Origin of the sequence: Lutimonas vermicola, assembly GCF_038433205.1 — a bacterium.
Lineage (GTDB): Bacteria > Bacteroidota > Bacteroidia > Flavobacteriales > Flavobacteriaceae > Lutimonas > Lutimonas vermicola.
On sequence record NZ_JBCDNA010000001.1, the window covers coordinates 1,620,438 to 1,646,718 of the forward strand.

At 37.5% G+C, this 26,281-nt stretch carries 20 protein-coding genes and 1 tRNA gene; 3 read left to right on the top strand and 18 right to left on the bottom strand.

The genetic code is table 11. The annotated features are described in order from the left end of the window. Positions 1–8: 8 nt before the first annotated feature. The 3 genes from AABB81_RS07210 to AABB81_RS07220 all read right to left on the bottom strand — a co-directional run bounded on the left by AABB81_RS07210 (position 9) and on the right by AABB81_RS07220 (position 5,225). Positions 9–1,583, bottom strand: coding sequence for a TPR end-of-group domain-containing protein (locus tag AABB81_RS07210; RefSeq protein WP_342159561.1), 1,575 nt, complete (start codon positions 1,581–1,583; stop codon positions 9–11). A gap of 334 nt (positions 1,584–1,917) precedes the next feature. Next, positions 1,918–4,173: a glycosyltransferase gene (locus AABB81_RS07215; protein ID WP_342159562.1), complete on the bottom strand. Its 2,256-nt coding sequence runs from the start codon at positions 4,171–4,173 to the stop codon at positions 1,918–1,920. Positions 4,174–4,175: 2 nt separating this feature from the next. Next, the gene (locus AABB81_RS07220; RefSeq protein WP_342159563.1) at positions 4,176–5,225 is read right to left on the bottom strand and encodes a glycoside hydrolase family 130 protein; all 1,050 of its coding nucleotides are present in this window, start codon (positions 5,223–5,225) and stop codon (positions 4,176–4,178) included. A gap of 229 nt (positions 5,226–5,454) precedes the next feature. Here AABB81_RS07220 and AABB81_RS07225 point away from each other — a divergent pair, with 229 nt between their 5' ends. Both AABB81_RS07225 and AABB81_RS07230 read left to right on the top strand, forming a co-directional pair. After that, entirely contained in the window at positions 5,455–5,943 is a 489-nt protein-coding gene (locus tag AABB81_RS07225) for a hypothetical protein (protein WP_342159565.1), read from the top strand. A 300-nt stretch (positions 5,944–6,243) separates the two neighbouring features. After that, a complete protein-coding gene (locus AABB81_RS07230; protein WP_342159566.1) occupies positions 6,244–6,435 on the top strand; it encodes a hypothetical protein in 192 nt (63 codons plus the stop codon). Between the two features lie 54 nt (positions 6,436–6,489). Here the strand turns inward: AABB81_RS07230 and AABB81_RS07235 are convergent. The 3 genes from AABB81_RS07235 to AABB81_RS07245 form a co-directional block, all read right to left on the bottom strand. Continuing rightward, positions 6,490–6,563, bottom strand: a tRNA-Asn gene (locus AABB81_RS07235). A gap of 147 nt (positions 6,564–6,710) precedes the next feature. Further along, a complete protein-coding gene (locus AABB81_RS07240; protein ID WP_342159568.1) occupies positions 6,711–7,214 on the bottom strand; it encodes a hypothetical protein in 504 nt (167 codons plus the stop codon). Further along, on the bottom strand, positions 7,211–7,786 hold the full coding sequence (locus AABB81_RS07245) for an RNA polymerase sigma factor (RefSeq protein ID WP_342159570.1): 576 nt from the start codon (positions 7,784–7,786) through the stop codon (positions 7,211–7,213). Before AABB81_RS07245 ends, AABB81_RS07240 begins: the two co-directional genes overlap by 4 nt. A 155-nt stretch (positions 7,787–7,941) precedes the next feature. On the opposite strand from AABB81_RS07245, the gene AABB81_RS07250 reads away from it, so the two are divergent. Next, a complete protein-coding gene (locus AABB81_RS07250) occupies positions 7,942–8,280 on the top strand; it encodes a DUF6249 domain-containing protein (RefSeq protein ID WP_342159572.1) in 339 nt (112 codons plus the stop codon). Between the two features lie 75 nt (positions 8,281–8,355). Here the strand turns inward: AABB81_RS07250 and AABB81_RS07255 are convergent, their stop codons facing one another. The 12 genes from AABB81_RS07255 to AABB81_RS07310 all read right to left on the bottom strand — a co-directional run bounded on the left by AABB81_RS07255 (position 8,356) and on the right by AABB81_RS07310 (position 26,281). Next, positions 8,356–10,761 (bottom strand): glycoside hydrolase family 31 protein, encoded by a 2,406-nt coding sequence (locus tag AABB81_RS07255; protein WP_342159573.1) that lies wholly within the window; start codon positions 10,759–10,761, stop codon positions 8,356–8,358. Between the two features lie 161 nt (positions 10,762–10,922). Then, a complete protein-coding gene (gene glgB, locus AABB81_RS07260; protein WP_342159574.1) occupies positions 10,923–12,833 on the bottom strand; it encodes a 1,4-alpha-glucan branching protein GlgB in 1,911 nt (636 codons plus the stop codon). Positions 12,834–12,837: 4 nt separating this feature from the next. Then, complete coding sequence (locus AABB81_RS07265) at positions 12,838–14,466, bottom strand: trehalose synthase (RefSeq protein ID WP_342159575.1); 1,629 nt, start codon at positions 14,464–14,466, stop codon at positions 12,838–12,840. Positions 14,467–14,469: 3 nt separating this feature from the next. Next, positions 14,470–16,407, bottom strand: a complete 1,938-nt coding sequence (locus AABB81_RS07270) for an alpha-1,4-glucan--maltose-1-phosphate maltosyltransferase (RefSeq protein WP_342159577.1) — start codon at positions 16,405–16,407, stop codon at positions 14,470–14,472. A 17-nt stretch (positions 16,408–16,424) separates the two neighbouring features. Next, on the bottom strand, positions 16,425–17,690 hold the full coding sequence (locus AABB81_RS07275; RefSeq protein ID WP_342159578.1) for a glucose-1-phosphate adenylyltransferase: 1,266 nt from the start codon (positions 17,688–17,690) through the stop codon (positions 16,425–16,427). A gap of 3 nt (positions 17,691–17,693) precedes the next feature. Then, on the bottom strand, positions 17,694–18,347 hold the full coding sequence (locus AABB81_RS07280) for a glycogen synthase (RefSeq protein WP_342159579.1): 654 nt from the start codon (positions 18,345–18,347) through the stop codon (positions 17,694–17,696). Then, positions 18,347–19,549 (bottom strand): glycogen synthase, encoded by a 1,203-nt coding sequence (gene glgA, locus AABB81_RS07285; protein ID WP_342159580.1) that lies wholly within the window; start codon positions 19,547–19,549, stop codon positions 18,347–18,349. Before glgA ends, AABB81_RS07280 begins: the two co-directional genes overlap by 1 nt. Beyond that, positions 19,549–20,352: a glycogen synthase gene (locus AABB81_RS07290; RefSeq protein WP_342159581.1), complete on the bottom strand. Its 804-nt coding sequence runs from the start codon at positions 20,350–20,352 to the stop codon at positions 19,549–19,551. The genes glgA and AABB81_RS07290 overlap by 1 nt, the downstream gene beginning before the upstream one ends. A 259-nt stretch (positions 20,353–20,611) precedes the next feature. Continuing rightward, positions 20,612–22,792: a prolyl oligopeptidase family serine peptidase gene (locus tag AABB81_RS07295; RefSeq protein ID WP_342159582.1), complete on the bottom strand. Its 2,181-nt coding sequence runs from the start codon at positions 22,790–22,792 to the stop codon at positions 20,612–20,614. Between the two features lie 225 nt (positions 22,793–23,017). Continuing rightward, positions 23,018–23,344: a hypothetical protein gene (locus tag AABB81_RS07300; protein WP_342159583.1), complete on the bottom strand. Its 327-nt coding sequence runs from the start codon at positions 23,342–23,344 to the stop codon at positions 23,018–23,020. Between the two features lie 6 nt (positions 23,345–23,350). Beyond that, complete coding sequence (locus tag AABB81_RS07305; protein ID WP_342159584.1) at positions 23,351–24,781, bottom strand: NADH-quinone oxidoreductase subunit N; 1,431 nt, start codon at positions 24,779–24,781, stop codon at positions 23,351–23,353. Between the two features lie 12 nt (positions 24,782–24,793). After that, positions 24,794–26,281, bottom strand: coding sequence for a complex I subunit 4 family protein (locus AABB81_RS07310; RefSeq protein WP_342159585.1), 1,488 nt, complete (start codon positions 26,279–26,281; stop codon positions 24,794–24,796).

Genomic DNA, 26,281 nt, shown 5'->3' on the forward strand with positions numbered 1-26,281 from the left:
TTGGCCTTTTATTTTCCTTGTATCAGAGCTTTAAAATCAGGCTCCTCCTTTAAACTATAAAAATCAGGGTCATGCTTGATATATTCAAAATTTCCAAACCCATTATCTATTGCTCTTTTAAGATTATCAATTGACGCCTTTTTATCGCCTATCATTGCATAAAAACAGGCTGCATTATAAATAATAATAAGGTCGTTTGGATTGATCTCAATTCCTTTGCGCATTTCTTCTCTGGCCTCTTTTCTGCGACCCAGCCTTTCTAAAGTAAAAGCATAAAATTGATGGGCACGGGCATCTTCAGGCTTATGAAACAAATAGTTAGGGTAAAACAACGCTGCCCGCTCAATGGTATCCTTCAGCATTTCTTTGTCCTTTAATTTCTCATAAGACATTTGCAAATCTCCATAAGCCGAATGGAATTCAGGATTAAGTTCCAACACTTTATTAAAATCAATTACGGCTTCAGCATCTTTATCTTTCATTCTGTAAAGCCGGCCCCTTATCCAATAGGCAAAAAAATTATCAGGATCAAATGAAATTGCCTTTTGGACAGATAATAATGCTTCATCGAGTGAATTTCTATTATAATAAACCAATCCAAGGGCGCTATACGCTTCAGAAGAACCAGGATCGTAGATAAGTGCTTTCAAAGCTGCTTGCTCCGCCTGTTCAAGCCATACGGGTTTTTTATCATGTGTTTCATACAACATGGCACAGGCCTCGCTCATACCGGCATATGCTGCTGAATAATATTCGTCAAAATCCAATGCCTTTTGAAAAAGGTCTATAGATAACAAGAGGTAACTCTTAGTATATCTAAAAAGAAACTCCCGTGCCCTCAGGTAAGCATCGAAGGCATCACTGTTCATTGTAGAACTTTTACCCAGCGCCACTTTTTCTTTTGGACTGATCCTTAGTTCCAATGACTTTACAATCTGCTTGGAAACCTTTTCCTGAATTTCAAATACATCAGCCATTTTCCCACTGTAGATCTCGGCCCAAAGCTCAGCATCTTTTTCGACATCAATCAACTCCGTCGATATTCTTAAATCACCATTATTCCTGCGCACTGCACCTTGCAAAAGGTATCTTGCATTCAACTCGCGGCCCAAGGATACAATATCCAATTCCGAATCTTTGTATTGCATGGAAGTACTGCGCGAAGCAATCTCAAGCTCCTTGATCCCAGACAATCGAATAATGATTTCTTCGGTTAGCCCATCACTAAAATAGTCGCTGCTCCTTTCAGAACCGATATTGCGAAAAGGCAATACAACCAGTTTTTTATTGTTTTTATCAAATTTGCGATTGGATTTTGGCGAGACCGTTACCTCCTCTTCAACCTGTTTCGTTTTCTTAATTCCTTTAGGGGTGAATTCATATACCCAGGCAAAAATTAAATTCAAAGGAAAACCAATAATTAACAGAAACATCAGGGTTTTCATGATATATGGCGGTGCATCAAAAGTTCCAAGGACTATATCAGCCACCTGAACGATTAACCATGCGACTACTAAATAGGCTATTGCCGGTTTAAATACATTACGCCTTTTCAGTTCTGCTATGTATTCTTTTAAGTTCACTTCGTTTCAAAGGATCGTTTTTAGTCATTATTAAAGGTACCAATAAAAACGCATTGTATTGATTCCTGTATGCTTTAACCTTTCTTTTCAATGTGAAATTCGTGAGTCGCCTGGGCACTTTAAAGAATAAAAAACAGTAACCTTTACACTGCTCTTTTTTGTGTCTCCGTCATCGGGATCGAACTTGAGCAAAGACAAAATTCGACCAGCTGATTTTTTTAATGAAAGTATGAGATAACAAGATAAACACATGACTCATAAACAGTTTTTTATCATTACATCGGATGCAGATTAAATATGATTCGAGTCGATAGTAAAAAGTGAGATGGAACATCTAAATAAAAGGAGCTCCTTTTTGATTGAACACTTCGCCTAATTCCACTCTTTTTTCATATTTTCTTCTGTGGTATTGCTCAATGATCAAACGTGCCATAAGATAGCAAACCGCAGATTCCGCACCCTGATTCAAATTCACATTTTTTTCTTCCAATCCGTCAAAGCAGCCTCCTGAAACCGGATTATACATAATCTGACTTAATTGATTTCTTCCTAAAAACCACTCAAATGCAAGGTTCATTTTAGATTTATATGCTTTATCCCCTATAACCTGGTAAAAAACATTGAGAGTTTGGATAGTATAAGCCACGTCTATAGGCTGTTCACCAAATTGCATAGGGTTTTTATTTTTATGATACCAGCCCTTGTTCGAAATCACCTTAAAACCATCCTTCAAAAACATCTTGGACAATAAAAAATCCAAAGACTCGACCCCTGCTTTTTTATAGGCTGAATTACCTGTTGTCAGGTATGCATAAATCATGGCTTCAGGGAGGACACTATTGGCATATGTCATATAATTTTCAAACCATTTCCAGTTTTTGGTTGCATGCAGATCATACTTCGTAATCAAATTATTGGCAAGATGTTCTATAACCGGAATTACAAATTTTTCCTTTGTAGAGACATAATAAGCATAGAGTCCTTTGATACTAAACCCGATGGCCCTTGGAGACAGAAGGTTCGAAACCCATGGCTTACATTTCAAAAAGCAGGTTACAGCTCTTTTGATGATGCCTGCAGGCATATGATCTTCAAATGAAATTAAGGTACCAAGTGCCCAAACAGCTCTGGCGTTGGAATCTTCGAGATTGACGTATGAATTCTGGATGTGTTCCTGGTTAAATTGATCTATATAATTAATAAAGTTACCTGTTGGCTGCTGGCTTCGTTCTAAAAAATTAAGGTATATCTCTATATATAGCAAATCCTCCTTTTTTCTGAACAGCATATAATGCATGCTCATCATGATGAGTGCTCTGGCGTTATCATCAAGTGTGTAACCCGAATTTATATCGGGCAAATTTATTTTACTGAATTGAATAATACCATTTGAGGTCGTTAAGTTTTTTATATGGCTTAATTTGATTTTTGGAATTCGAAATTTGACATTTGAAAAAAGTTTTGCTTTTTCAGTATAGGCATTGAAATGTTTTATGGCAACATTTTCCCATGAGGATTCTCTGGTTTTTTGATAGGCATTTATAGCCATGGATTCCCGCAATGCATCATTTGATAATAACTTATTAACGGCTCTTGAAAAATCCCTGGAATTTCCAATGTCGACTATGATGCCTGTATCGGGTGACAGTTCTTCTCTTATATGCGGAATTGAGGTTGCTACAATAGGGCATGAACAACTCATTGCATAAGCAAAAGTACCACTTACCGCCTGTTCTGGATTTTTTGAAGTAAATAAGTATACATCGGTTGCTCTTAGATATTCCAGGAGCTCTTCAAGTTCAAGATACCGATCAATAAAAAGCACATGTTGATCGAGTTTTTTTTCACTAATTATATTTTTAAGATATTGACGATAAGGGTCAACGCCATCTTTTATGTTTTTTGGATGAGATTTTCCAATCACCAAATAAAGAGTGTCAGGATGGTTTTCTATAATTTCAGGCAAGGCATTAATTGCTGTTTCAATACTTTTTCCAGTTCCCAAAAGGCCAAATGTTGACAGTATTTTATGATTTTCCAACCCGAGTTTCTTCTTTGTTTGATTGGGTTCATTATATGCTACAATATGCGTTCCATGCGGCACATAGGTAATCAGGTTTTCATCAATATGATAATCAGACTGCAAGAGGTTCTTTGAATCTCGTGTCATTGCGAAAATAATACTGCTGTAAGAGGCCAGTAATTGCACAAAAGTCTGAAATTGTTTATGTGGATTTGGAATAACACTATGAAATGTAAAGGCAATCGGTTTTTTCAAATGTTCCAGTAATTCCAAGAGGTAATCTCCATAGTGCCCTCCGAACAAACCGAATTCGTGCTGTATATGAACAAGTCTTATTGAATCGTCTGCATTGATCTCCTCAGCCACCCGCCTGTAATCTTCTTTTTTATTGTAGTTTAATGTAAAACTTGTGTCAGGAACAACTTCAGAGATCTCTGTTAATTTACAATAAATGCATTCCAGATTTTCAAACGTACTTTGAAATGCGTCAATTAAATCTTTGGTATAGGTTGCTATTCCACACTGCGTTGGAGGAACTGTTGATACAAAAACAATTTTTAACTTCATATCTAAACTTGCTTGATATTTGCTTTGAGTTCGTCTAATAATGCTTTCAGGCTTAAAGAAGCAACTGCTACCTTACAATCGGCTGCTCCGTAATAAATGTAGAGCACATCACCAAACAAAGCAGTCCCTGTAGGGAATACGACATTATTTACATATCCTTCTTTTTCATATTTATGCGTAGGAGAAAACAAAGGCCTTTTAAGCCTTGAAATCAATATATTAGGGTTATTAATATCGAATAACGCAGCTGATGCATGGTATACATAGCCTTCGGGAGTCATTTCTGCAGAATGATAAATAAACAACCAACCGTCTTCTGTTTCAATAGGGGGGCATCCTCCTCCAATATGATCCTTCTCATGCTTATATTTTGGAATCAGCACAATATGCTTTTGAAGATTTGTGATATAGTCTTCCCAAAATTCAACGGTTAATTCTTCAGGATTGTCAAAATAGACTATTTGAACTGACGGATACAGCCTATGTATCAGTGCCAATTTTCCATGTATTCTTTTTGGAAAAAACATAAGGTTTTTATCCCATACATAAATTCTGCTCTTCATTATTTCAGCTAGCTTATACCTTATAAAAAGGTTGTAGAACATCAGGTGCATTAAATTGATACGGTTAAAATTTTTCTTGATCAATTTTGAATATTCTTCAAAAGTAAATTTTGGAGTTACTATTCCATGCCTTTTAAAAGATTTAAAATCCTTTGTTGTTGCATAAGCTCCAAACACATTGATGCCATCATACGCCGAGTAGGCCAGGTAATAAGTATCATCTATTTTAGTAAGCCGGGGATCCTCTACCCCCTGGAATTCTTCGGGCGTCATAGGAAAAAAAACCGGCTCCTTTTTTCTTTCAACAATGCTTAGAGGACCATCAAGTTTACAATAACCTAATGTTGAAAAATTACCATTTCTTGTCGCACGATAGAGCATGTGTACGGTATCTCCATCTTGGGCAACTGCAGGGTTAAAAACTCCGAGGTTTTCAAAACTATTGGCTGTTTTCTCCAGGAGAACCCCATGTTTTTTAATAGTCACCATGTTTATTGAAAAAAGAGTTAAACAATTGAAAACAACAAAATTTAACCCTTTTTAAATGATATACAATGATGTGAATCAAGCTTATAATTGATCCTCATCATTTTAATTATTTTAACATTGGGGTATTTTTAATAGATAAAAATACTGTGAGAAATTCGCTTGATTCTAAGATAAATTTTAAACCTGTTTTTATAATAATACATATTGTCTAATTCTAATATAAGTTCAAATGAAAAATATAGTTAAGTTACTATTATTGTTAATCGTATGGGGATGCAATGGCCAGGAGAAAAAGGATCTTAAGACCGAAGATGATAAAAAACAAGAAAAACAGCCCATTGAGCGATCCGAAGTGCACAGAGAATATGACGAGTTTGGAAATCTGATCAAATATGATTCCATTTATATGTGGTCTTATTCCAACAAGGAAGGTGATTCTCTCAGCGTGAACCTCGATAGTATTATGGATAATTTCAATGAGCATTTTGAAATTGTTTCACCTTTTAAGAATAAAGATTATTTTAAATATGCTCCTCAGCTGGATTCAATTTTTATGCGTGACTTTTTTGAAGAAGATTATTACTTCAGAAGTTGGGAGCACAACCAGGATGACATGAGAGAAATGATGAAAAAAATGGATTCTGTGAGAAATCAATTTCTTAAAGATATGTATCCCGGCCTTATGGAATCACATAAAAAGCCTCAAAAGAAAATTTAATTTTTGTTCTGTATAGTAAGAAAGGTGTATTTAATTTCGTGATTTTATTTCTTTTATAATTTTGGGGTACCTTGAAAGCTTTTGGGGTACCTGACAGGACACTTTCTTTAATCAAATAAGTTGACAACCTGCTATTTAAAGTAGAATCTAAGCATTACAATGCTGATATACTTTAAAGTTCTGGTTCATCCGTATAAGAATTTCACTATATTTATGGCATTGGCCCGGTATAGAATTTGACAAATATCGGTTGGCATCGAAACAGTAGAAATTTATTTTATAAATTAAAATTAGTGACTTATGGATTACAAGAAAACAATCATCAATCTTTTGACATGCTTAATTCTATCTCCTATTATCGTTTACCTTATTTTAGGAGCAGCAAGATTAGCCGGATCTACTTATGAAATGACCAATGGGGAGACCTTTATAATTTGGCTGCTGATGGCCATCGTGATCAATCTGTCGATAACCGAAAAGCAGAGTTCGTAAGTTTATTAAAGCAAAAAAGACCTCACATTGCTGTAAAGTCTTTCTGCTATTATGCTCCTCCTCTTGGGCTCGAACCAAGGACCCTCTGATTAACAGTCAGATGCTCTAACCAACTGAGCTAAGGAGGAATGTTATTTCCTTTTTAAGGTGTGCAAATATAAATGTTTTTAAATTTATCGCAAACGTTTTTAAAGAAATATTTTAAAAAATATACCCTCTTAAAATGATCTGTTCCAAACCAGTTATAAGAGGGTATTCTAAATCGTTGAAATTCTTTAGATATTTACTGAAAGTTTTCTGTTCTTTATAAAATAATCAAGGAACAACAAAGAACTTAAAGCAAAGAAGCTCAAACCGAACAAAGGCGAAGTAAGGATAGCCGGCAGGTCAAATGTCATGGAATTTGAAAGTAAATTATCCACTTTTTTCATAGTTCCGTCAATAGCCTGGGAAGCGGCAGCATTCTTTTCTCCTGTCAAGAGAACATATACAAATATCGATGCCACAAACATCATGATAAACGCCCATGCTTTTTTGCTTATAATAGGCTTGTCAGCTACTTTAACCGAAACTTTTTCAACCTCAGCCATAACTCTTGCCGTAAAATTTAAAGAAGGGCTTTCGAGTGCATTCTTTTTCAGCAAAGAACCTAACGCTTCTTCTTGTTTCGCATCAGCCATCTCAATCTGATTCATAATCTTATCCGTGAAATCAGCAGAGGGCTGCTCAATCTTCAAACTCTCTCGAATGAGTTTATCTATTTTCTTATCTTCCTTCATAATATTGTTTTTACTTCTTCCTTCAATAAGAGTGATAATTCAGTATTTAATTTTTTCCGTGCCCTAAACAATTTGACTTTGATATTTGTCTGTGTCAAGTTTGTGATTTGTTCTATTTCTTCGATCGAACTTTCGTTCATATAAAACAAGGTAATTAATATTGCGTCTTTTTCCGGTAACCTGTTAATCGCCTCTCTAACATACTTCTGCTGTTCTCCATTCTTAATTGCTTCTATCTGAGGAAAATCACTTCCTTCACTATAATTATCCATCACATAATCATCAATATCAGAAGTAGCTACTTTTTTCTTTCTGATTTTTGTGATGGAATTTCTGTATACTATGGTATATAACCATGTTGAGAACTTCGAGTTTCCTTTAAAGCTGTCCAATTTTTCGTAGGCCTTTAAAAAACTATCCTGGGCAACTTCTTCTGCGTCTTCATGGCTTTTAACGATTTTTATAGCTATCGTATAGGCCATGTCTTTATACTTATTTATTAAATAAGCAAAGGCGTTGGTATCTCCTTGCAAGACCTTATCAATATATATTTGATCAGAATTCTTATCCATCCATATTAATTATCCATCTGTAGTATCAGACATCATATTTGAGCTTTAGGTTACAAGTTAGTCTAAAAAAATTTATTTTAAAAAATATGTAACCTGTATTTTGATGTTGTTGTCTTATTAGGAAAGTAAAAAAGTTTAACTAAATAATTTATATCATGGAAGCAATTTTAATCCCCCTAATAGTATTTTCATCTATTTTTGGTATGGTTTACGTGTATTTAAACACGAGAAACAAGGAGCGTTTATCATTAATTGAAAAAGGAGCAGACGCATCTCTCTTTGCAAGTAAAAAGAACTATAAATCTAACCTGACTTTGAAATTTGGTATGTTAGCGGTTGGAATTGGTATAGGAATTTTGATTGCATCAATTTTGGAAACCTATACGGTTCTTGACGAAGAAGTCGCTTATCCGTCAATGATCTTTTTATTCGGAGGATTGTTTTTGGTAGCAAATGCGATGATCGAAAAGAAAGATAAAGTTGAGGAAGAGTAAAAAAGACTGATCTAAATAAAGAAAGCTGTCAATAATGACAGCTTTTTTTATGCGTAAAAGCCTTATAGGGCGGGCCTATTTTGCTGTAATATGCAGCCTGTTAAATTCTTTAGTAACCACAAAAGAATTGTCTCCATTGATCTTTAATTTTCTAAGGTCAAGCACTTCATGATCTATGTCAATTTTGGCAATTTTAAAGGGCAGGCCTTTTAAATTTATTTTAAAAGTGTCATAAGGAGTGGTATATTTTCCTGACTTGAACTGTTGAATCGTAAGTGATTTCTTTTTTCCTATCAGCTTTAAATCGCGTAAGCTAAACCTTCCCTTTTTATAATCATAGCCGTCATGAGCATCCTCATATACCTGAGAGGTTTCTTTTCCATTCTTATAATAAACATCCAGAACGAGTTGATCTATCTGTTTTTCTCCCACGTATTGCTGAATCGGATACTTTGGAATAATGGCCCCTGCTTTGACAAAGATTGGCATTGAATCAAGATCCGCATCTACCCATACTTCCTCTCCACCTATGTTTAGTTCGTCATCCCAGAAATTGTACCATTCGCCTTTGGGGATAAACATCCTTCTTCCTTTTGCATTAGGTTCGGCGATCGGGCAGGCCAGTATTTTTTCCCCAAAGATAAATTCATCATTCCTGTAATGCGTGTGAGGATCTTCCTGATCGAATAAAACCAATGACTTCAAAATTGGAATTCCCTCTTCAGCATATCTCCAGAAAGCCGTATATAAATAAGGCAGCAATTGGTACCTGATCTCTATGAATTTTCTAACAACATCGGTAATATTGGCTCCAAAACTCCAGGGTTCCTGATCTCCATGATCTCCGGAAGAGTGAGTTCTAAAAAAGGGATGAAACATACCCAATTGAATCCATCGGGCATAAAGTTCGCCGTTGGGTTGTTCGGCAAAACCACCAATATCAGATCCTACAAACGAGAATCCCGACATACTCAGGCGCTGTGCCTGAATATTGGCGATGTTCAAATGATCCCAGGTGGCAACATTATCACCGGTCCAGGTAGAAGTATAACGTTGTGTCCCCGAATATGCGGCCCTGGTAATTACAAAGGGCCGTTTTGGGTAAGAGAATTTCTTTAAACCCTGATATGTAGCTCTCGCCATCTGCATACCATAAATATTATGCGCCTTTCTGTGGCTGCACCTGTTGCCTTCGTAGTTATGTCTAACATCATCAGGAAATGTTTTTCCCGGAACATCCATAACAGCAGGTTCATTCATATCGTTCCAAACACCCTTCACGCCAATTTCTTCGATAAGTTCTTTGTACAACCCTGACCACCATTCGCGAACTTTAGGATCTGTAAAGTCCGGAAAAAAGCATTCTCCCGGCCATACCTTACCCTTCATATACGGGCCATCTGCTCTTTTACAGAAATAATCCTTTTCCAGGGCTTCCCTGAAGATATTATAATCCATATCAATCTTGATACCGGGGTCAATAATGGCAATGGTTTTAAACCCTTTATCTTCTAATTCCCTGACCATTCTTTTAGGGTCAGGAAAATATTCTTTATTCCAGGTAAAACACCTGAATCCATCCATATAATCTATATCAAGGTAAATGGCGTCACATGGGATCTTTAATTTTCTAAATTTATTTGTAATAGCCTTTACATTAGACTCCGGGTAATAACTCCATTTACACTGATGGTAACCCAATGACCACAGCGGTGGTAACTGATGCGGCTTACCGGTAAGGTCGGTGTATGAGGCGACCACATCGGTCATATCAGGGCCATAAATGAAATAATAGTTCATTTCGCCTCCCATTGCCCAATAACTTGTCACATTTCTTTGTTCTGCACAAAAATCAAAAAAGGATCTGAATGTATTGTCAAAAAATATCCCATAGGCCTTGGAATGATGCAGGCCTACATAAAAGGGGATGGATTTATAAATAGGATCCGTATCCCTTCCGTAAGCGTAAGAATCTGTTACCCAATTCTCAAAGCGTTTTCCTTTCAAATTAATGTGCACCGGTTTATCTCCCAGGCCATAATAAGCCTCACTATCCTGAGATACTTTTGACATTTTCACAATGTCGCCTCCGAATTCATAACTTTCTTCCCAATGAAATCCAGTTTCATCTTCGCAGATCAGTTCTCCGTTTTTAACTTCATATATGGATTTTCTCAAATCCTTTTTGGCGATTTTGCAGATCAGCTTCGAAGTAGTGATGATATAATGAGTATCATTTTCTTCCAGTTCCAAATGGTTATATCCTTCACTCGCATATTTTGTGATGGCATACGAAAAATCATTGTCAAAAATTGTTTTTGTGCTGTATCTGAATCGTAAAACACTGTCTCGTCTTACGGTAACCTGAAGCACTACATAGTTCTCGGTGGTAAAGTAAAAAGTATCAACATCTTTTCTGTAGGATATTATTTTAGAAGGAAATAAGTTTCCTTTACTTTCCAGCTCTGTATTTAGAATCATAGCTCTTCATTTTATCTGCCTGACAGGCAGTATATTTCATTGCAGACAAACCTAATAAAATTCGCTAATTCCCAACGTATGGATCTTTTAAAAATACCTCCTTATTTTTATGAAAAGTTTAAAAATAAGAAGGTATCTGTGATAAAAGTTTAAAATCTCTACTATATGATCTCAAAGGCAACCAAACTCAAAGGCGGAAGCGTAACTGCAGCAGAATAAGGCCTCCCGTCTCTTGATTTCTTTTTTATACCAATCTCCTTTGAATTGCTGATCCCACTTCCAAAGTACTTTTTAAAATCACTATTGAGTATCTGTTTCAGCTTTCCTTTGCGCGGCAGCCCAATCTCGTAATCTTTTCTAACAACTGAAGTGAAATTACATATCACAACTACATCATTCTTTTCATCATGACCCTTTCTAATATAAGAGATCACAGAATTCTCATGGTCACCATAATTGATCCATTCAAAACCTTCGGTACTAAAAGCCTTTTCATAAAGGGCTGGTGTATTTTTATAAAAGGAATTGAGATCTTTTACAAAGGTTTGTAACCCTTTGTGGGGTTTGAATTCTAGTAAATGCCAGTCTAAACTCTGAGCAAAATTCCATTCAGACGACTGACCAAATTCACCTCCCTGAAAGATTAGTTTGGTGCCGGGGTGGGTATACATATATGCATATAACAATCTTAAATTTGCGAAACGCTGCCATTCGTCTCCAGGCATTTTACCTAAAAGTGATTTCTTACCATATACTACTTCATCATGCGACAAGGGCAACATGAATTTTTCAGAAAACGCATAGGCTAGACTAAAAGTAATCTCATTCTGATGGTGCTTTCTGTAAATGGGATCCTTTGAGAAATACTCCAAAGTATCATGCATCCAACCCATCATCCATTTCATTCCAAAGCCCAACCCTCCATAAGACACGTCATTCGTTACTCCTGTGTAGGCTGTTGATTCTTCGGCTATGGTCTGAATACCGTCAAAACTGGCATAGACTTCATGGTTAAATTCCTTAAGGAATTCAACAGCTTCCAAATTTTCTCTTCCTCCATAAATATTTGGTTCCCATTCTCCTTCTTCACGAGAATAGTCAAGATATAGCATAGATGCAACCGCATCAACCCTCAAGCCATCTATATGATATTTGTCAAACCAGTAAAATGCATTACTGATCAAAAATGATTTTACCTCATTCCTGCCATAATTAAAAATCAAACTTTTCCAGTCTTGATGATAACCTCTGCGTGGATCAGGATGCTCATACAAATGACTTCCGTCAAAAAATCCAAGACCGTGGTCATCTGACGGGAAATGTGACGGAACCCAATCAAGAATAATCCCAATATCATTTTGGTGCAATCGGTCGCATAATTTCATAAAACCTTTGGCTGACCCGAATCTTGAGGTAGGTGCAAAGTAACCTATTAGTTGATAGCCCCATGAAGGATCAAACGGATATTCCATCACAGGCATAAATTCTACATGGGTAAAATTCATTTTCTTTAAATAATCAACCAAATTATCGGCCAGCTGATCATAACTTAAAAAACTGTCATCATCTTCATTTCTCATCCAGGAGCCCAAATGAACCTCATATACTGCATAGGGTTTATCGAGACCATTTTTATCTTTTCGATAACCCATCCATGCCTTATCCTTCCATTTATAACCTTCTATATTTGAAATAACAGATGCAGTATTGGGTGGTTTTTCATATGAAAAGGCATAAGGATCAGACTTTTCTGTGACAATATTGTTGTGGTTTGATTTGATCTTGTACTTATAGCGCATGCCTTCCTTCGCATCGGGGACAAATCCCTCCCAAATACCGGATGCGTCCCAGCGAACATTGAGTCGATGCTGTTTTTCATTCCAAAAATTAAAGTCTCCTATAACAGAAACCGACTCTGCCGAAGGCGCCCAAACCGCAAAATATGTTCCTTCAACTCCGTTAACCGTAACAGGATGAGAACCAAACTTTTCGTAGAGCCTGAAATGCTTTCCTGATTTGAATAAATTGATGTCAAAATCGGTAAATAGACTATATGTAATTACTTCTGCCATGTGATTAATGATTTAAAATATTAGAAATTCCCTTTAAAGGAATCAGCGCCCATTGCGGTCTTGAATTCAATTCATATCCAATTTCATATACTGCCTTTTCAAGCAAACAGTATTTAAGAATAAAAATGCGCTCTTGGTTATAGCCAATGTTTAGATTGGCATTTTGTATTTCTTCTGTATAAGTGCCCAGAAAAACGCTGGTAAAATAACTATACAGAATCTCAGCTGCCTTAAACAGTTCCTCCTGTGACCTGTTGTATGATTCAGGGTTGTTGAAAATTGTGGCATATATGGCATAATGAAACGACCTGAAAAGCCCGGCCACATCTTTTAATGGCGGCTGTTTGACTTTCCTGTCGCGTATCGTACTTTCGGGCTCCCCTTCAAAATCAAGAATGAAAAAATCCCCATCGGTCACAAGAATCTGACCCAAATGATAATCCCCGTGCACTCTAATTCGTTCCCCCTTAAGTTTGGTCCAGTCAAAGTTGGTTATGCGCTTCCTGATCAGGTTCTTTTTTTCTAAAAACTCTTTGGCCAGATCCAGGGCCATCCCATCGAGTTTATGCATTCGGTTCTCAATGGTATTGAGCCTGTTCTGAAACTGATACAGTAACCTGTTTTTAAGCCAAACCTCGTAATCTCCGTTAAAATGATTTGGAGTAAAAGCAGTATCCTCAAATTCAGAGCCAAGCACAATGTGCATTTCTGCTGTTCTAATTGCCAGCTGCCTGATCTTTACCAATACATTAAGCCCTACCCAGTCAATGATCTCGGGCCTTACCTCGTTGATCTGAAGCCTTTCGAACATATCAACAGTTGGCAGGGTATCAATAGCGATATGTTTTGCACTTAAGTTTAGAAAAACACCGTGAAGCTCCTTGAGCATATAATCCCAGGCATCACCCTCGTTAGGCACCAATTTCTGCATCAGTGCGATGGTGACATTTACTTCATCAGAATCAATAATGTTTAAACTTCCCTGATAAGCCGGTGTATTGTGAAAATCCTTTATTTCGGTGAGGAACCTGCTCATTTCATAATCAGGATTCTTATCGGCGAATATTCTTCTGAAGAATTTTAAAACATATTGTTCATTATAAATTATGGATGTATTGCTCTGTTCGAGTCCCATGAATCTTGAGGATTCATATACAACGTCCTTGAACGACTCGCTCCTGTGATATTGCACCTTGGTCCGGTCAAAAGGAGCGGCCCCTAAAATTCGCTCAAACACGAGTTTTCTAAAAGCCTCGAGATTGATGGCATCTATAATATAACCCTTTTGACCTTGAATTTTAATCGGTAAAATCCTATCGCTTTTTGCAAAATCAACATCCGTTACAAAAGCTATCGGCAAAAAATAATGATGGTAAAATGCCTCGACAAAATCGATTTCCAGCAACAGTCCGAAATATACTTCTCCATGTTGCTGTATCCTGAAATATTCACTCAGTTCAATATACTTGAGTTTACTGGCCTTACCGCCGTACCATCTTTGTCTGATAATATAATCCTCAAGCACTTCAGACAAAAATACCTTGATAAAATCCTTATTCTCAAGCAAATCTTCCCATACCCCCTCAAATTCAAAGGCAGCCTGTGGTATTGTTTTGATGATTTTATCCGGCATAAGTTATTTGATTAATTCGAAAATATGAAAAGGCATATTAGGGTGTAATTCCACAAAATTCCATTCTCCGTCCCATGTATATGTTATGTCTGGCAATATATCCCGCATCTGGAACTGGTCATTGGCTCCTATGCCCAAGTCATATATCGGTAACTGAACCGTTCCTCTTTGGGCGTGATGATGATCAAGGCTGATTACCACAAATATGTTACTTGTTTTATCGTCATTCCATTTATAAAATGCCATCAACTGATCATTATCAATATGGCAGAATTTGATGTTGTTGGTTTGCTGTAAAGCTTCATGTTCCCTTCTCGCATTATTGATCCCGGAGATCAGTTTAATGAGCCAATTATCCACGGTCCAGTCATAGTGTCGTACCTGAAACTTTTCTGAATTCAAATACTCTTCCCTTCCCGGAAGAGCGGCACTGATCATTTGCTCAAATACAGGGCCATAAATACCTATGTTTGAGCTCAACGTGGCAGCCAGGACATATCGCTGTATGTGTTTGGACTCATTGGCTCCCTGCAAATGAAAAGGGTTTATATCAGGAGTATTGGGCCAAAAATTGGGGCGCATGTACTCCGCCTGTTCGGTCTTGGTCAATTCTTCCACGTAGCCGATCAATTCGTGTTTGTTATCGCGCCAGGTAAAATAGGTATATGACTGAGAATAACCTTGTTTGGCCAATTGCTGCATGATTTTGGGCCGGGTAAATGCCTCGGCAAGAAAAATGATATCCGAATGTTTTTTTCTCACCTCATCGATGACCCAATTCCAAAAATAAAAAGGTTTTGTGTGCGGGTTATCCACCCTGAAAATTTTAATACCACAATCTATCCAGAAAAACAGAATATCGAGACATTCCTGCCAAAGATTTTTAAAGTCTTCAGATTCAAAATAGATGGGAAGTATGTCCTGGTATTTTTTTGGCGGATTTTCAGCGTATTGAACAGTTCCATCGGGCCTCCACTTAAACCAGGAAGGGTGTTCTTTTACCCAGGGATGATCAGGAGCTGCCTGCAAGGCATAATCCATTGCAATCTCAATATCAAGTTCTTTGGCTTTAGCTATCAATTCTTTAAAATCATCAAGTGAACCCAGATCAGGATGGATGTCTTTATGACCTCCGAGCCTTGAACCAATGCCCCAACAAGACCCCACATCTCCTTCTACGGTGACGGTGGTATTATTCTTGCCTTTTCTGTTTACCTCTCCAATGGGATGAACCGGAGGGAAATAAAGGGTATCAAAACCCATATCAGCTACCCTGTTCAACAGTGGAATACAATCTTTAAAGGTTCCGTGTTTATTTGGTTGCCCGGATGATGACCTTGGGAAGAACTCGTACCAGGTACTGAACAAGGCTTTTGTCCTGTCAACATAAACACCTAATTCCTCGGAATAATTAGCCAGAAATTTTTCAGGGTATTTTTCAAATAATGACCTGAGCCTGTCTGACACCGCTTGTGTAACCGCTTCGTCATAAGAGGCTTCATTTTTGAACAGCGCAATTGTCTTTTTCAAATATGCTTTTTCTGATGGAACTACCCTTTCCATAATTGCCTCAAGATAAAGACTGCCCTCTTCCAATTCTGAGCTTACGTGTTGCCCATCAGCAATCTTCCTGCCGATACCATATTGCCAGTTTAATGCATAATCCACCCAACCCTCAATCTTATAGGCATAAGCACCTTGTTTTTGAACTTTGAATGAGCCATACCACTCATCATTGTGACCAGGTACCATCCTTGATTCCTGCCATTTTTTTTCATTCTGATGCTTGTACAATACTGATGCTGCAAGCACATCGTGTCCGTCAGCTAAAATATCAGCCGAAACATTCACTACTTGACCAACAACCCTTTTTATGGAAAATATTCCCCCATTGATCTCAGGTGAAACTCGATCAACAACTACTCTTTGTTGCTTTTGCATACTTGATAAATTCAGTCTTAAATAACGTATCCCTTAGGGATTATCGCTCCTTTTTTAATAACCACGATACCATCCCTAATACAGTACAGGTCATTTTCCTCGTCTTTTAAATGATCTCCTCCATTAATCCTGACGTCATCACCTATACGGCAATTTTTGTCGATTATCGTATTCTTTATAAAGCAACGTTCTCCGATACCCATAAGTATGCTTGTCTTGTTATTGTTGATTTCGTCAAGGGTTTCATATGAATCATTACCCATCATATAGGTATTAATGACCGTTGATTCACTTCCGATTCTCGACCTGATTCCAATGACCGACTTGTCAATTTTAGCCGCATGGACGATACAACCTTCCCCAATCACACTTCTGTTTAGGGTAGTTCCGGATATTTTAGAAGTTGGCAACATCCTGGCCCTTGTATAGATTCTTCTATCTTTGTTATACAGGTCAAAGGCCGGAATATCATCCGTCAATCCCAGGTTGGCTTCAAAGAACGAATCTATATTTCCTATATCGGTCCAATATCCTTCATATTGGTAACTTACTATTTTATGCTCCCCTAGCGCCTGAGGAATGATTTCTTTCCCAAAATCATTCGTGTCGGGATTTTTCATCAATTCGATCAGCAGATCCCTGTTAAAGATATAAATACCCATCGAAGCAAGGTAATTTCTACCTTCTGATTTCATTTCATCGCTAACCTCAGAAGTCCAGTCGGGTAAAAGCTTTTCGTCCGGCTTTTCAATAAATGAGGTAACTTCATTATTGTCGTCTGATTTTAATATTCCAAATGAAGTGGCATCTTTTGAATTTACAGGTATAGTAGCTATGGAAATTTTAGCACCATCCTTTACATGCTGATCAATCATCAGGTTATAGTCCATTTGGTATAACTGGTCTCCTGAAAGTATCAGTGCATATTCAAAATCATGCCTGAGAAAATGATGCATACTCTGCCGTACCGCGTCTGCAGTTCCCTGAAACCAGGTATCACTCATAGGAGTCTGCTCCGCTGCAAGCACATCTACAAAGGCCTGGCTGAAAAAGCTAAAGTGATACGTATTTTTAATGTGCCTGTTCAAAGAAGCAGAATTGAACTGGGTTAACACATACATCCTTTTTATCTCAGAATTTATACAATTGGAAATCGGAATGTCAACCAGTCGGTATTTACCTGCTATTGGAACTGCAGGTTTGGACCTGCTTTGAGTTAATGGGTAAAGTCGGGAACCTTGTCCTCCTCCTAGTATAATTCCTAAAGTTTTTTTACTGAACATATTTTACGGGGTTAAAGATTTGTATAAAGTTAAATAATCTTGAGCTGAATTATCCCACGAATGGTCAATTCTCATGCATTTTTTTCTGATCCTTTTCAATTCCTTCTTATTTTTATATAATTCCTTGGCCCGGTTTATTGAATCGCATACATCCTGTACGGAGGCTTGTATATGACAGATTCCAAATCCACCGTCACCCAGGTCGATTACCGTATCATTTAACCCTCCTGTTCTTCTAACAATCGGAATTGTTCCGTAACGCAGGGCATACATCTGATTCAAGCCGCAGGGTTCAACCCTTGATGGCATCAAAAGAAAATCAGCTGCTGCATATAGTTGATGAGCCAAAGCCTCATCAAAACCAATGACGCATGCATAGTTTCTATTAAAATGTATCCTCAAGGATTTCAATTCAGATTCTATCGAATCTTTACCTGCCCCTAAAATGAACAGTGAACAATCCTTTTTTAACATCGATTTATATACTACAGCCGGAAACAAATCTGCCCCCTTTTCATAAACCAATCGTCCAATAAAGACAAATAAAGGCAATGACTCATCAAGCCCGAATCTTTTGCACAGCTCAGACTTATTGGGCTCTTTCCCCCTTGTAACATTGGTAATTTCGAGGGTTCTGTCCAATAATTTCTGCTTCATCAAATCAGCGATTTATATAAATCCTCTACCTGTTTTGCTATGGCGATCCAGTCAAACGTTTCTTCTACTCTTTTTCTTCCATTTTTAGCCATGGTGGCAGAAAGTTCTTTGTTTTGAATCAGTTTATTCACACCTGCCGCCAGGTCTCTTGAAAACTTATCAGCATCAACAGGCTCAAACGGAGCTTCTTTTTGCTGTTCAAGAGGGACGAGGATTCCTGTTTCACCATTGACAACAACTTCTTTAATACCACCGACAGCACTTGCGACAACCGCAGTTTCACAAGCCATAGCTTCAATATTAATAATCCCGAAAGGCTCATATATAGAAGGGCAACAAAATACATCTGCGTGAGAGTATAACTGGATTACCTCTTCTTTTTTCAACATGACATCGATCCAAATAACATTATCCCTATCTTTTTTAACCTCAGCCACACTATCCTCCATCTCCTTGGCGATTTCAGGTGTATCCGGTGCACCTGCACAAAGCACAATCTGCGTATCGGGATCTATATATTTAATTGCATTGACCAGATGTATAATGCCCTTTTGCCTTGTAATTCTTCCTACGAACAATACAAAAGGTTTTGACTGGTCAATACCATACTTCTCAAGTGTTGAAGTCTTATCGGTGACCACATACTCCTGAAGGTTAATTCCATTGTAAATGACCTTAACCTTCTCCTTGTCAACATTAAAGTGTTTAAGAACATCCGCTTTTGTTTCCTCAGAAACAGCGATAATCGCATCAGCCATCTCAATAGCCGTTTTTTCAACCCATGAAGAGGCATCATACCCTCTTCCTAATTGTTCTCTTTTCCACGGCCTTAAGGGCTCCAATGAATGCGTTGTAATGACCAGGGGGATTCCATAACAAAGCTTTGTTACTATACCCGCAAATTGGGCATACCAGGTATGGCAATGCACTATATCAGCATCTACTTCATCCGCATTCATTTGAATGCATGTGCTCAGGGTTTTAAATACAGCCTTAAGCTTTTCATTTGACTTGTCAAAAACAGGATTATCATAAGGAAAACCCTTAACTGATAAATTACCGTCTTTGCTATCCTGGTCGCCAAAGCACCGTACTTCGACCTCCATTAATTTGGCCAATTCGGCAGCCAGATACTCAACATGGACTCCCGCTCCACCATAAACATAAGGAGGAAATTCTCTGGTATAAAAAAGTGCTTTCATTATTTTGATGCTTTATTTGAATAGTTTTTTACAAGATGCTTGTCTGTTTCAGGATTCCAGACCCTTGTGTCGATTCCGTTCAGGATACCTGAAAATTTTTCACTTTCCTGATCTATCAATTGCTCCAGCCCATTAGCATTAGATTTCAACTCTTCCAGATAACCCGGAGACACTGTTGTTACCCTCCATGAACACTTGATGGCTGTAGCCAATGGATTGATCGCTCCGTCCCAATCTATAAGACCCATTTTTTTCAAATCAAATTCAGGGAAGTACCTCAACTTATCATAGCCAAACTGACCCTGATACTGAGCGTTGTGAATCGTAAAAACAGTTGGTATTTCTTTTAGGGATTCATAGCCTGCAGCATGCGACATTAAAAACGATATAAAACCCGTTTGATGATCATGTGAATGAACTATGGACGGCTTTTTATCAAGACTTAGTAACCAGTCCAAAACGGCTAATTGAAATGCTAAAAATCGCTCTACGTCATCGTCGTAAGAGTATATTTCAGGGCGATCAAACAAGCCTGGAATTTGAACCATGAAAACCGGGAAATCAAAAGGTTCTTCGGGAGTAAATATCTTAAAGTCATAATGCAGTTTACCCAAGGTTAAATGATTTTTATACTCAAGGTTCAAATGCAGATTTTTCATGAAATCATTACCGTATAAAGGCATAATTACTTTGGAGTGCACCCCTTCCTTTTGTTGGTATTTTGGTAAAGCTCCTACAACGTCAGCCAAACCGCCGACCTTGGCTAGGGGAAAACACTCGGCGCTTACATTCAAAATTTCCATAGGTAATTAACTACAATAAAAATATATACCACTGATAATCAATGGCATAATATTCTTTGTTTGAATTTTTTAATATATAAAATAATTATGTTATTCTAAAAAATTTGGACGCTTATATTAATTCAGCATAAAAACTATAAACAATTATTGTGAATACTCCTTTTTTTTAAACATTAAATTTTGAATTAATAAAACCTGTTTTGATGCAAAAAAAAACATATTACAAAAAGTAATATGTTTTTCATTTATTTCATTTATCCTATTTCGCAAGAGGCGCTTTGTCAGTTCTGATCGACTGGTAAGAAGGGTGCCCCATTTGCCAAAAAGCAAAGCTAAATATATCGGCAAACTCTTCAAATTGTTTTGTTTTAGCATCACTTCCATGACCAGATTCATAATCCACCCTAAACAGTATCGGGTTATCAGAACCGTTGGCAGCTTGCAGCCGGGCTGCAAATTTTCCTGGTTCCCAGGCCGATACTCTCCGATCGTTTATCCCTGTAGTGATCATTGTAGCCGGGTACTTTACGCCATCCTTAATATGCAAATAGGAATCCATTTCATACAAAGCTTTGAATCCTGCTTCGTCTTTAACGCTTCCAAACTCGGGTACATTTATAGGCCCATTGGGTGTAAGCTCGCTTCGCACGGTATTCATTGCGCCTACAGCAGGCACGACAACTCCAAAAAGATCGGGACGCTCAGTCATGGAACGACCCACCAATATACCACCTGCACTCCCTCCAAATATCATGGTTTTCTCAGGAGAACTGATTTTTTCTTTATGCATATATTCGGCACATGCTATAAAGTCTTTCCAGGTATTGGGTTTGGTCTGCTTGTAACCAGCCTTATGCCAGGCATCTCCTAGTTCTCCTCCACCGCGAACATGACCAATTGCTATAACCCCCCCTTCACTTATCCAGGTAAGAAACATCGATGAAAAGAAAGGACTGATGGAAATGCCATAGGAACCGTAGCCGTAGAGCATAAGTGGATTCTTCCCGTCTCTTTTCATATTCTTGTCATAGATTAATGATACCGGCACCATAACTCCATCATGGGAAGGCACCATGATCTCTTCGGCTACAATATTCTCAAATTCCGGGAATTCGGCCTTTGAAGACAGCATTTCATAAGTAAAACTCTTGTCATTAAGGTCGTACCTGTATCTGGCTCCATCACGTGTCCATCCGCCCATAGATATCCACAACTCTTTATGATCAACTCCTTTTGTACTAAGAGAAGCCGAGCCTGCCGTAAAGGGTAATTCTAGTTCCTCCGCAGCTGCTCCGGGTTCTTTAAGGTAATATACCTTGGTCTCCACCCCATTTCTTCGTTTTGCAAAGAAATATCCTTCTGAAGTAATGGCAAAATCAGTTATAACTGATTCTTCGTCGTGTGGTATCAGGGTAGTTGCTTTTGAGAAGTCTGTATTTGCAAGGGGTGACATCATAACTTTGTAATTTGGGGCGTCTTTTTTGGATCTCAAATAGAAATTCTTGCTGTCGGTACCCAAACTTGTGATCATATCTTCACGCTTTACAATTTGCTTCCATGGGGTGTGCTTTTGCTTTAATCCATCTGCATCAGCCATATAAATTTTAGCATTACGCTCCACCGTAGAAGCATACATAAATAACTTATCTGCATCCTTGTCATAATAAATACGTGGAATTTCCTCAGGTGTGATATTGAGTTCCGGATAGTCGGGAGCCCAAAATACAACAGGGTCATTGGCCGAATCCGAACCTACCTCATGAAGATATGTTTTTGTATTGATCTGCCTGTTTTGATCAGTGATATCATCTGAGTTGTACTTGCCGTAACTAAAGCTTTTGTTATCCTTCTGCCAGGCAGCACCACCCATACTTGAACTGATAGCCTCCGACAAAAGTTTATTGGTCTTCATATCCATGACAAGTATGGTCGATGATTCAGACCCGTTCGGAGCTATAGCAAAGGACAAGAGGCTACCATCCCGATTAGGACTAATGGATCCGACGGTATACTGTTTGCCTTCTTCCTTATTATAAGAAGAAGGATCAAATAATAAAGTTTCCTGGCCCTCATAACCTTTACGCATAAATAATTTTCCGGTCTCATCCTCAGGCGTAGTTTTCAAATAAAAATAGAAGTCATTTTCTGTAATATTCAAGTTGTAAACACGACTTGACCTTCTTTGATCCAATTCCTTGAACTTGGATATCAAAGCTTCCCGGCCATTCACATTCTTCATAGTATGCGCTGTGTAATCCCCCTGGCCTTTAAACCATTCGATTACTTTTTCGTCATTCATGTCTTCCAGATACTGATACGGGTCTTCAATTTTTTGGCCAAAGTACTCATCAACCACAATTTTTACAGGAGCCACAGGTTGGTTTTGTGCCAACACCCCAAAACAAGGAGTCAAAAGCAACAGCAATAATAGTTTTTTCATAAGGTTTAATTTTAATTAAAATGAATGTATGAATGGCAGCAAACTTGCTCATACAAGAATAACAACCACTTCAGATTCGAAACTGGCCATTAATAAATAGCAGGTATCATTCAAAGTTGAGTAAAGTTAAGCTAAATTTCACAAACCAAATTGCAGGTCAATTTGGCTTAAACGCAGGGTTTCTCAAAAAAGAAGCCCAACCTTATGAAGGGTTTTAAAAAAATTTTAGGAGTTTTTCCAATACTGAGGTTTTGTATCTTCCGATACCTGATTCCAGTAATCCTGATTGACAATATGTTTGCCATCAATAGTCTTCAATCTTCTTTGAAAAACATAAACTGCAGGGTTAAAGGTCATATCGGTAACCCCAACGGTATATAGTTGTGGTTCATCTTCAGACTTTCTCTTTTCTTCTCCTATAACAACCTCATACCCATTAACTTCCAGTAGGTTTTTTAAAAATTCTTTTCTAGGAGCTTCAATTTTCTTTTCTACAAAAGTGACACGTTGCTCTCCAATACTACCAAATAAATGTTTGCCTCCTAATCCCATAAAACATCAATTTAAAAAAGAATTACTAATTTCAAATATATAATTGTACAAAGGACTGTATACACCAGTTATTAAAATACCTAATGCGGCCAGAATCAAACCCAGCCTCATATAAATCTTACTGTTAAAGAAAGGTATGGCGTCTGGATTTTTCCTCAAGAACATGGCTCTTATGACCAATAAATAATAATACAAAGAGATTGTTGCATTGACTACAGCTATGAAAACCAAAAAATAATACCCCTTACTCGCTGCTGCCGCATATAAAAAGAACTTACCAAAAAAACCTGCTAAGGGTGGTATTCCCGCTAATGAAAACAAAGCCAGCATCATAACCAAACTCAGTTTAGGGTTCGTGCGATAGAGGCCTTCATAATCATCCATATTCTCTTTACCTGATGCAGTAGATATGGCCTGAACAACTCCAAAGGCACCTAAATTAGAAAAGATATAAACCGCAACAAAATAAACTATTGTAGAATAACCAAGTTGATCATTCGATAAAAATCCGAGCAAAATAAATCCGGCCTGTGCTATAGATGAATAAGCTAAAAACCTTTTCATATTTTGTTGTCTCAAAGCAAATAAATTACCGATAAACATCGTGGCAATTGCCACCATATAAATTATTTTACTCCAAACGGGCATCAAAGGTTTCATTACAGTAAACAAAATGATCATTAAAATCACTATGGCCGCACCTTTCGAAATTACCGAAAGAAACGAAGCGATACTTATGGGTGCTCCCTGATAAACATCTGCTGTCCAGAAATGAAATGGCACTAGTGAAATTTTAAAAGCCAATCCTGAAAAGAAAAATATAAATCCTAAAACAGATAAGTTAGAAATGCTTAAAATGGCTCCCATTGCATCAAAATAAATCGTTCCGGTGGTGGCGTATAAAAATGAAATTCCCAATAAAGCTGTTCCCGATGCTAAAGCAGATGACAAAATGAATTTAACACCACCCTCTGCCGAATCTCTTTTATATGTTTCATATGCTACCAAAGCAGCAACAGGTAAGGTTGCCAATTCCAAACCAATATAAAACATTAAGAAATCGCCTGCAGAAATCATAAAATACATCCCCAACAGGGAAGAAAAAAGCAACACAAAAAATTCAGTTGATTTATTTTGTGCTACTACAGTTTTATTAAGCCAATCAGCCGATTGCAACAATAAGATCAAAACGCCAATGTTCAAAGTGTTCTTAAAAAAGTACAAAAGCACATGGGTCTTAAACATTCCCCCGAATAAACTTCCCTCGTTTAAAGGTAAAAATCCAACAATGGTATGAATAATAAAAAGTACAATGGCAACCGAGACGATCTTGTCTTTTTGCTCCTTGGTAGAAAATATCTCGAAGATAAGCAGCAATAATATTACCGCCAACAGCCCCAATTCATTTCGCATTAATAGTAAACTTTCCCAGTTCATTTTTTTTATTTTTTAAAGTAATCTTTCTAAAAATGGCTCCAAACTTTCCTTTATCATTTCTCCAAGTCCAAATGGCATTATACCAATTAATACAACAGGAACCATCAATAGTACAAGTCCTGTTTTTTCATACCATGTAGCTTTTGGAAGATCATTATAATCTTGGTTGCTTAAAGGCCCCATCATTATCTTACCAATCATTCTAAGGATATAAACCGCAGTAATAACAATTGACGAAACAACCAATACGGTTGATACTCTGTGAAATGTGTCGTCGTGCTGAAAGGCTCCTACAAAAATGTTCATCTCTGCTACAAAACCACTAAAACCGGGTAAGCCTAAATAGGCTAGTCCAGTAATAACATATACTGCACCAATAAATGGCAATACTTTCATGAGTCCACCCAACTTCGCGATATCCCTGGTGTGGGTTCTTCCGTAAACCATGCCTATCAGGGCAAAGAATAAGGCTGTTAACAAACCATGAGATAAAGACTGGATAATAGCACCATTCCAGGCTGTTTTATTCATCATTAACAAAGCGAACAAAACCAAACCAAGGTGGCTTACAGATGCATAAGCATTGATGTATTTTAAATCTTTTTGCATTATTGCACCAAATGCCCCGTAAACAACTCCAATTACAGAAAGAACGATAAAGAAATCAGACCAGTTAATTGCACCTACAGGTAATAAATACATGGCAACCCTAAAAATTCCATAGCCACCCAATTTCATTAAAACACCTGCGTGTAACATAGATACTGCAGTTGGTGCCGAGGCATGACCCGAAGGTGACCAGGTATGAAATGGAAACAGGGCTCCCAATACGCCAAAACCGATAAAAGTCAATGGGAAAAATAAATTTTGGGCTGCTTCCGGTATATTAACCTTCGCTATTTCCAAAATATTAAACGTCAAATTTCCTCCATCTGCATTGGAATTAAAATAAATTCCCAATATCCCAACCGATAACACTGCCGAAGCACCCATTAACATCAGAGTTAATTTCATGGCAGAAAATTCTCTTGGACCTGAACCCCATATACCGATTAGTAGGTACATAGGTATTACCGCTATCTCGAAAAAGACGAACATGGTAAAAAGATCTATAGAAATAAAGAATCCAAATACACCTGCTGATAAAACGATTAAAGAAATAAAGAACTCTTTAGGCAGATCATCAACCATCCATGATATGAAAACACCTGCTAAAACAACCACAGATGTAAGCGCAATCATAACAACCGATACAGCGTCAACACCTATGATATAATGTATGTTAAAACTTTCAAACCAAGTATAATCCTTAACAAAAACCATGATGTCTTTGTTGACAGACCGTTCTTTTAGATAGGCAAAAATTAAGTTTACCGACATGCCGAACTGAACCAGCATTCCTATCAAAGCAACTACTCTTGTTTGCTTTAGATCTTTGGTAAAGCTTAAAACTATTACCGTTATAATCGGAACTATTACAAAAAGTGTTAAAATATCCAT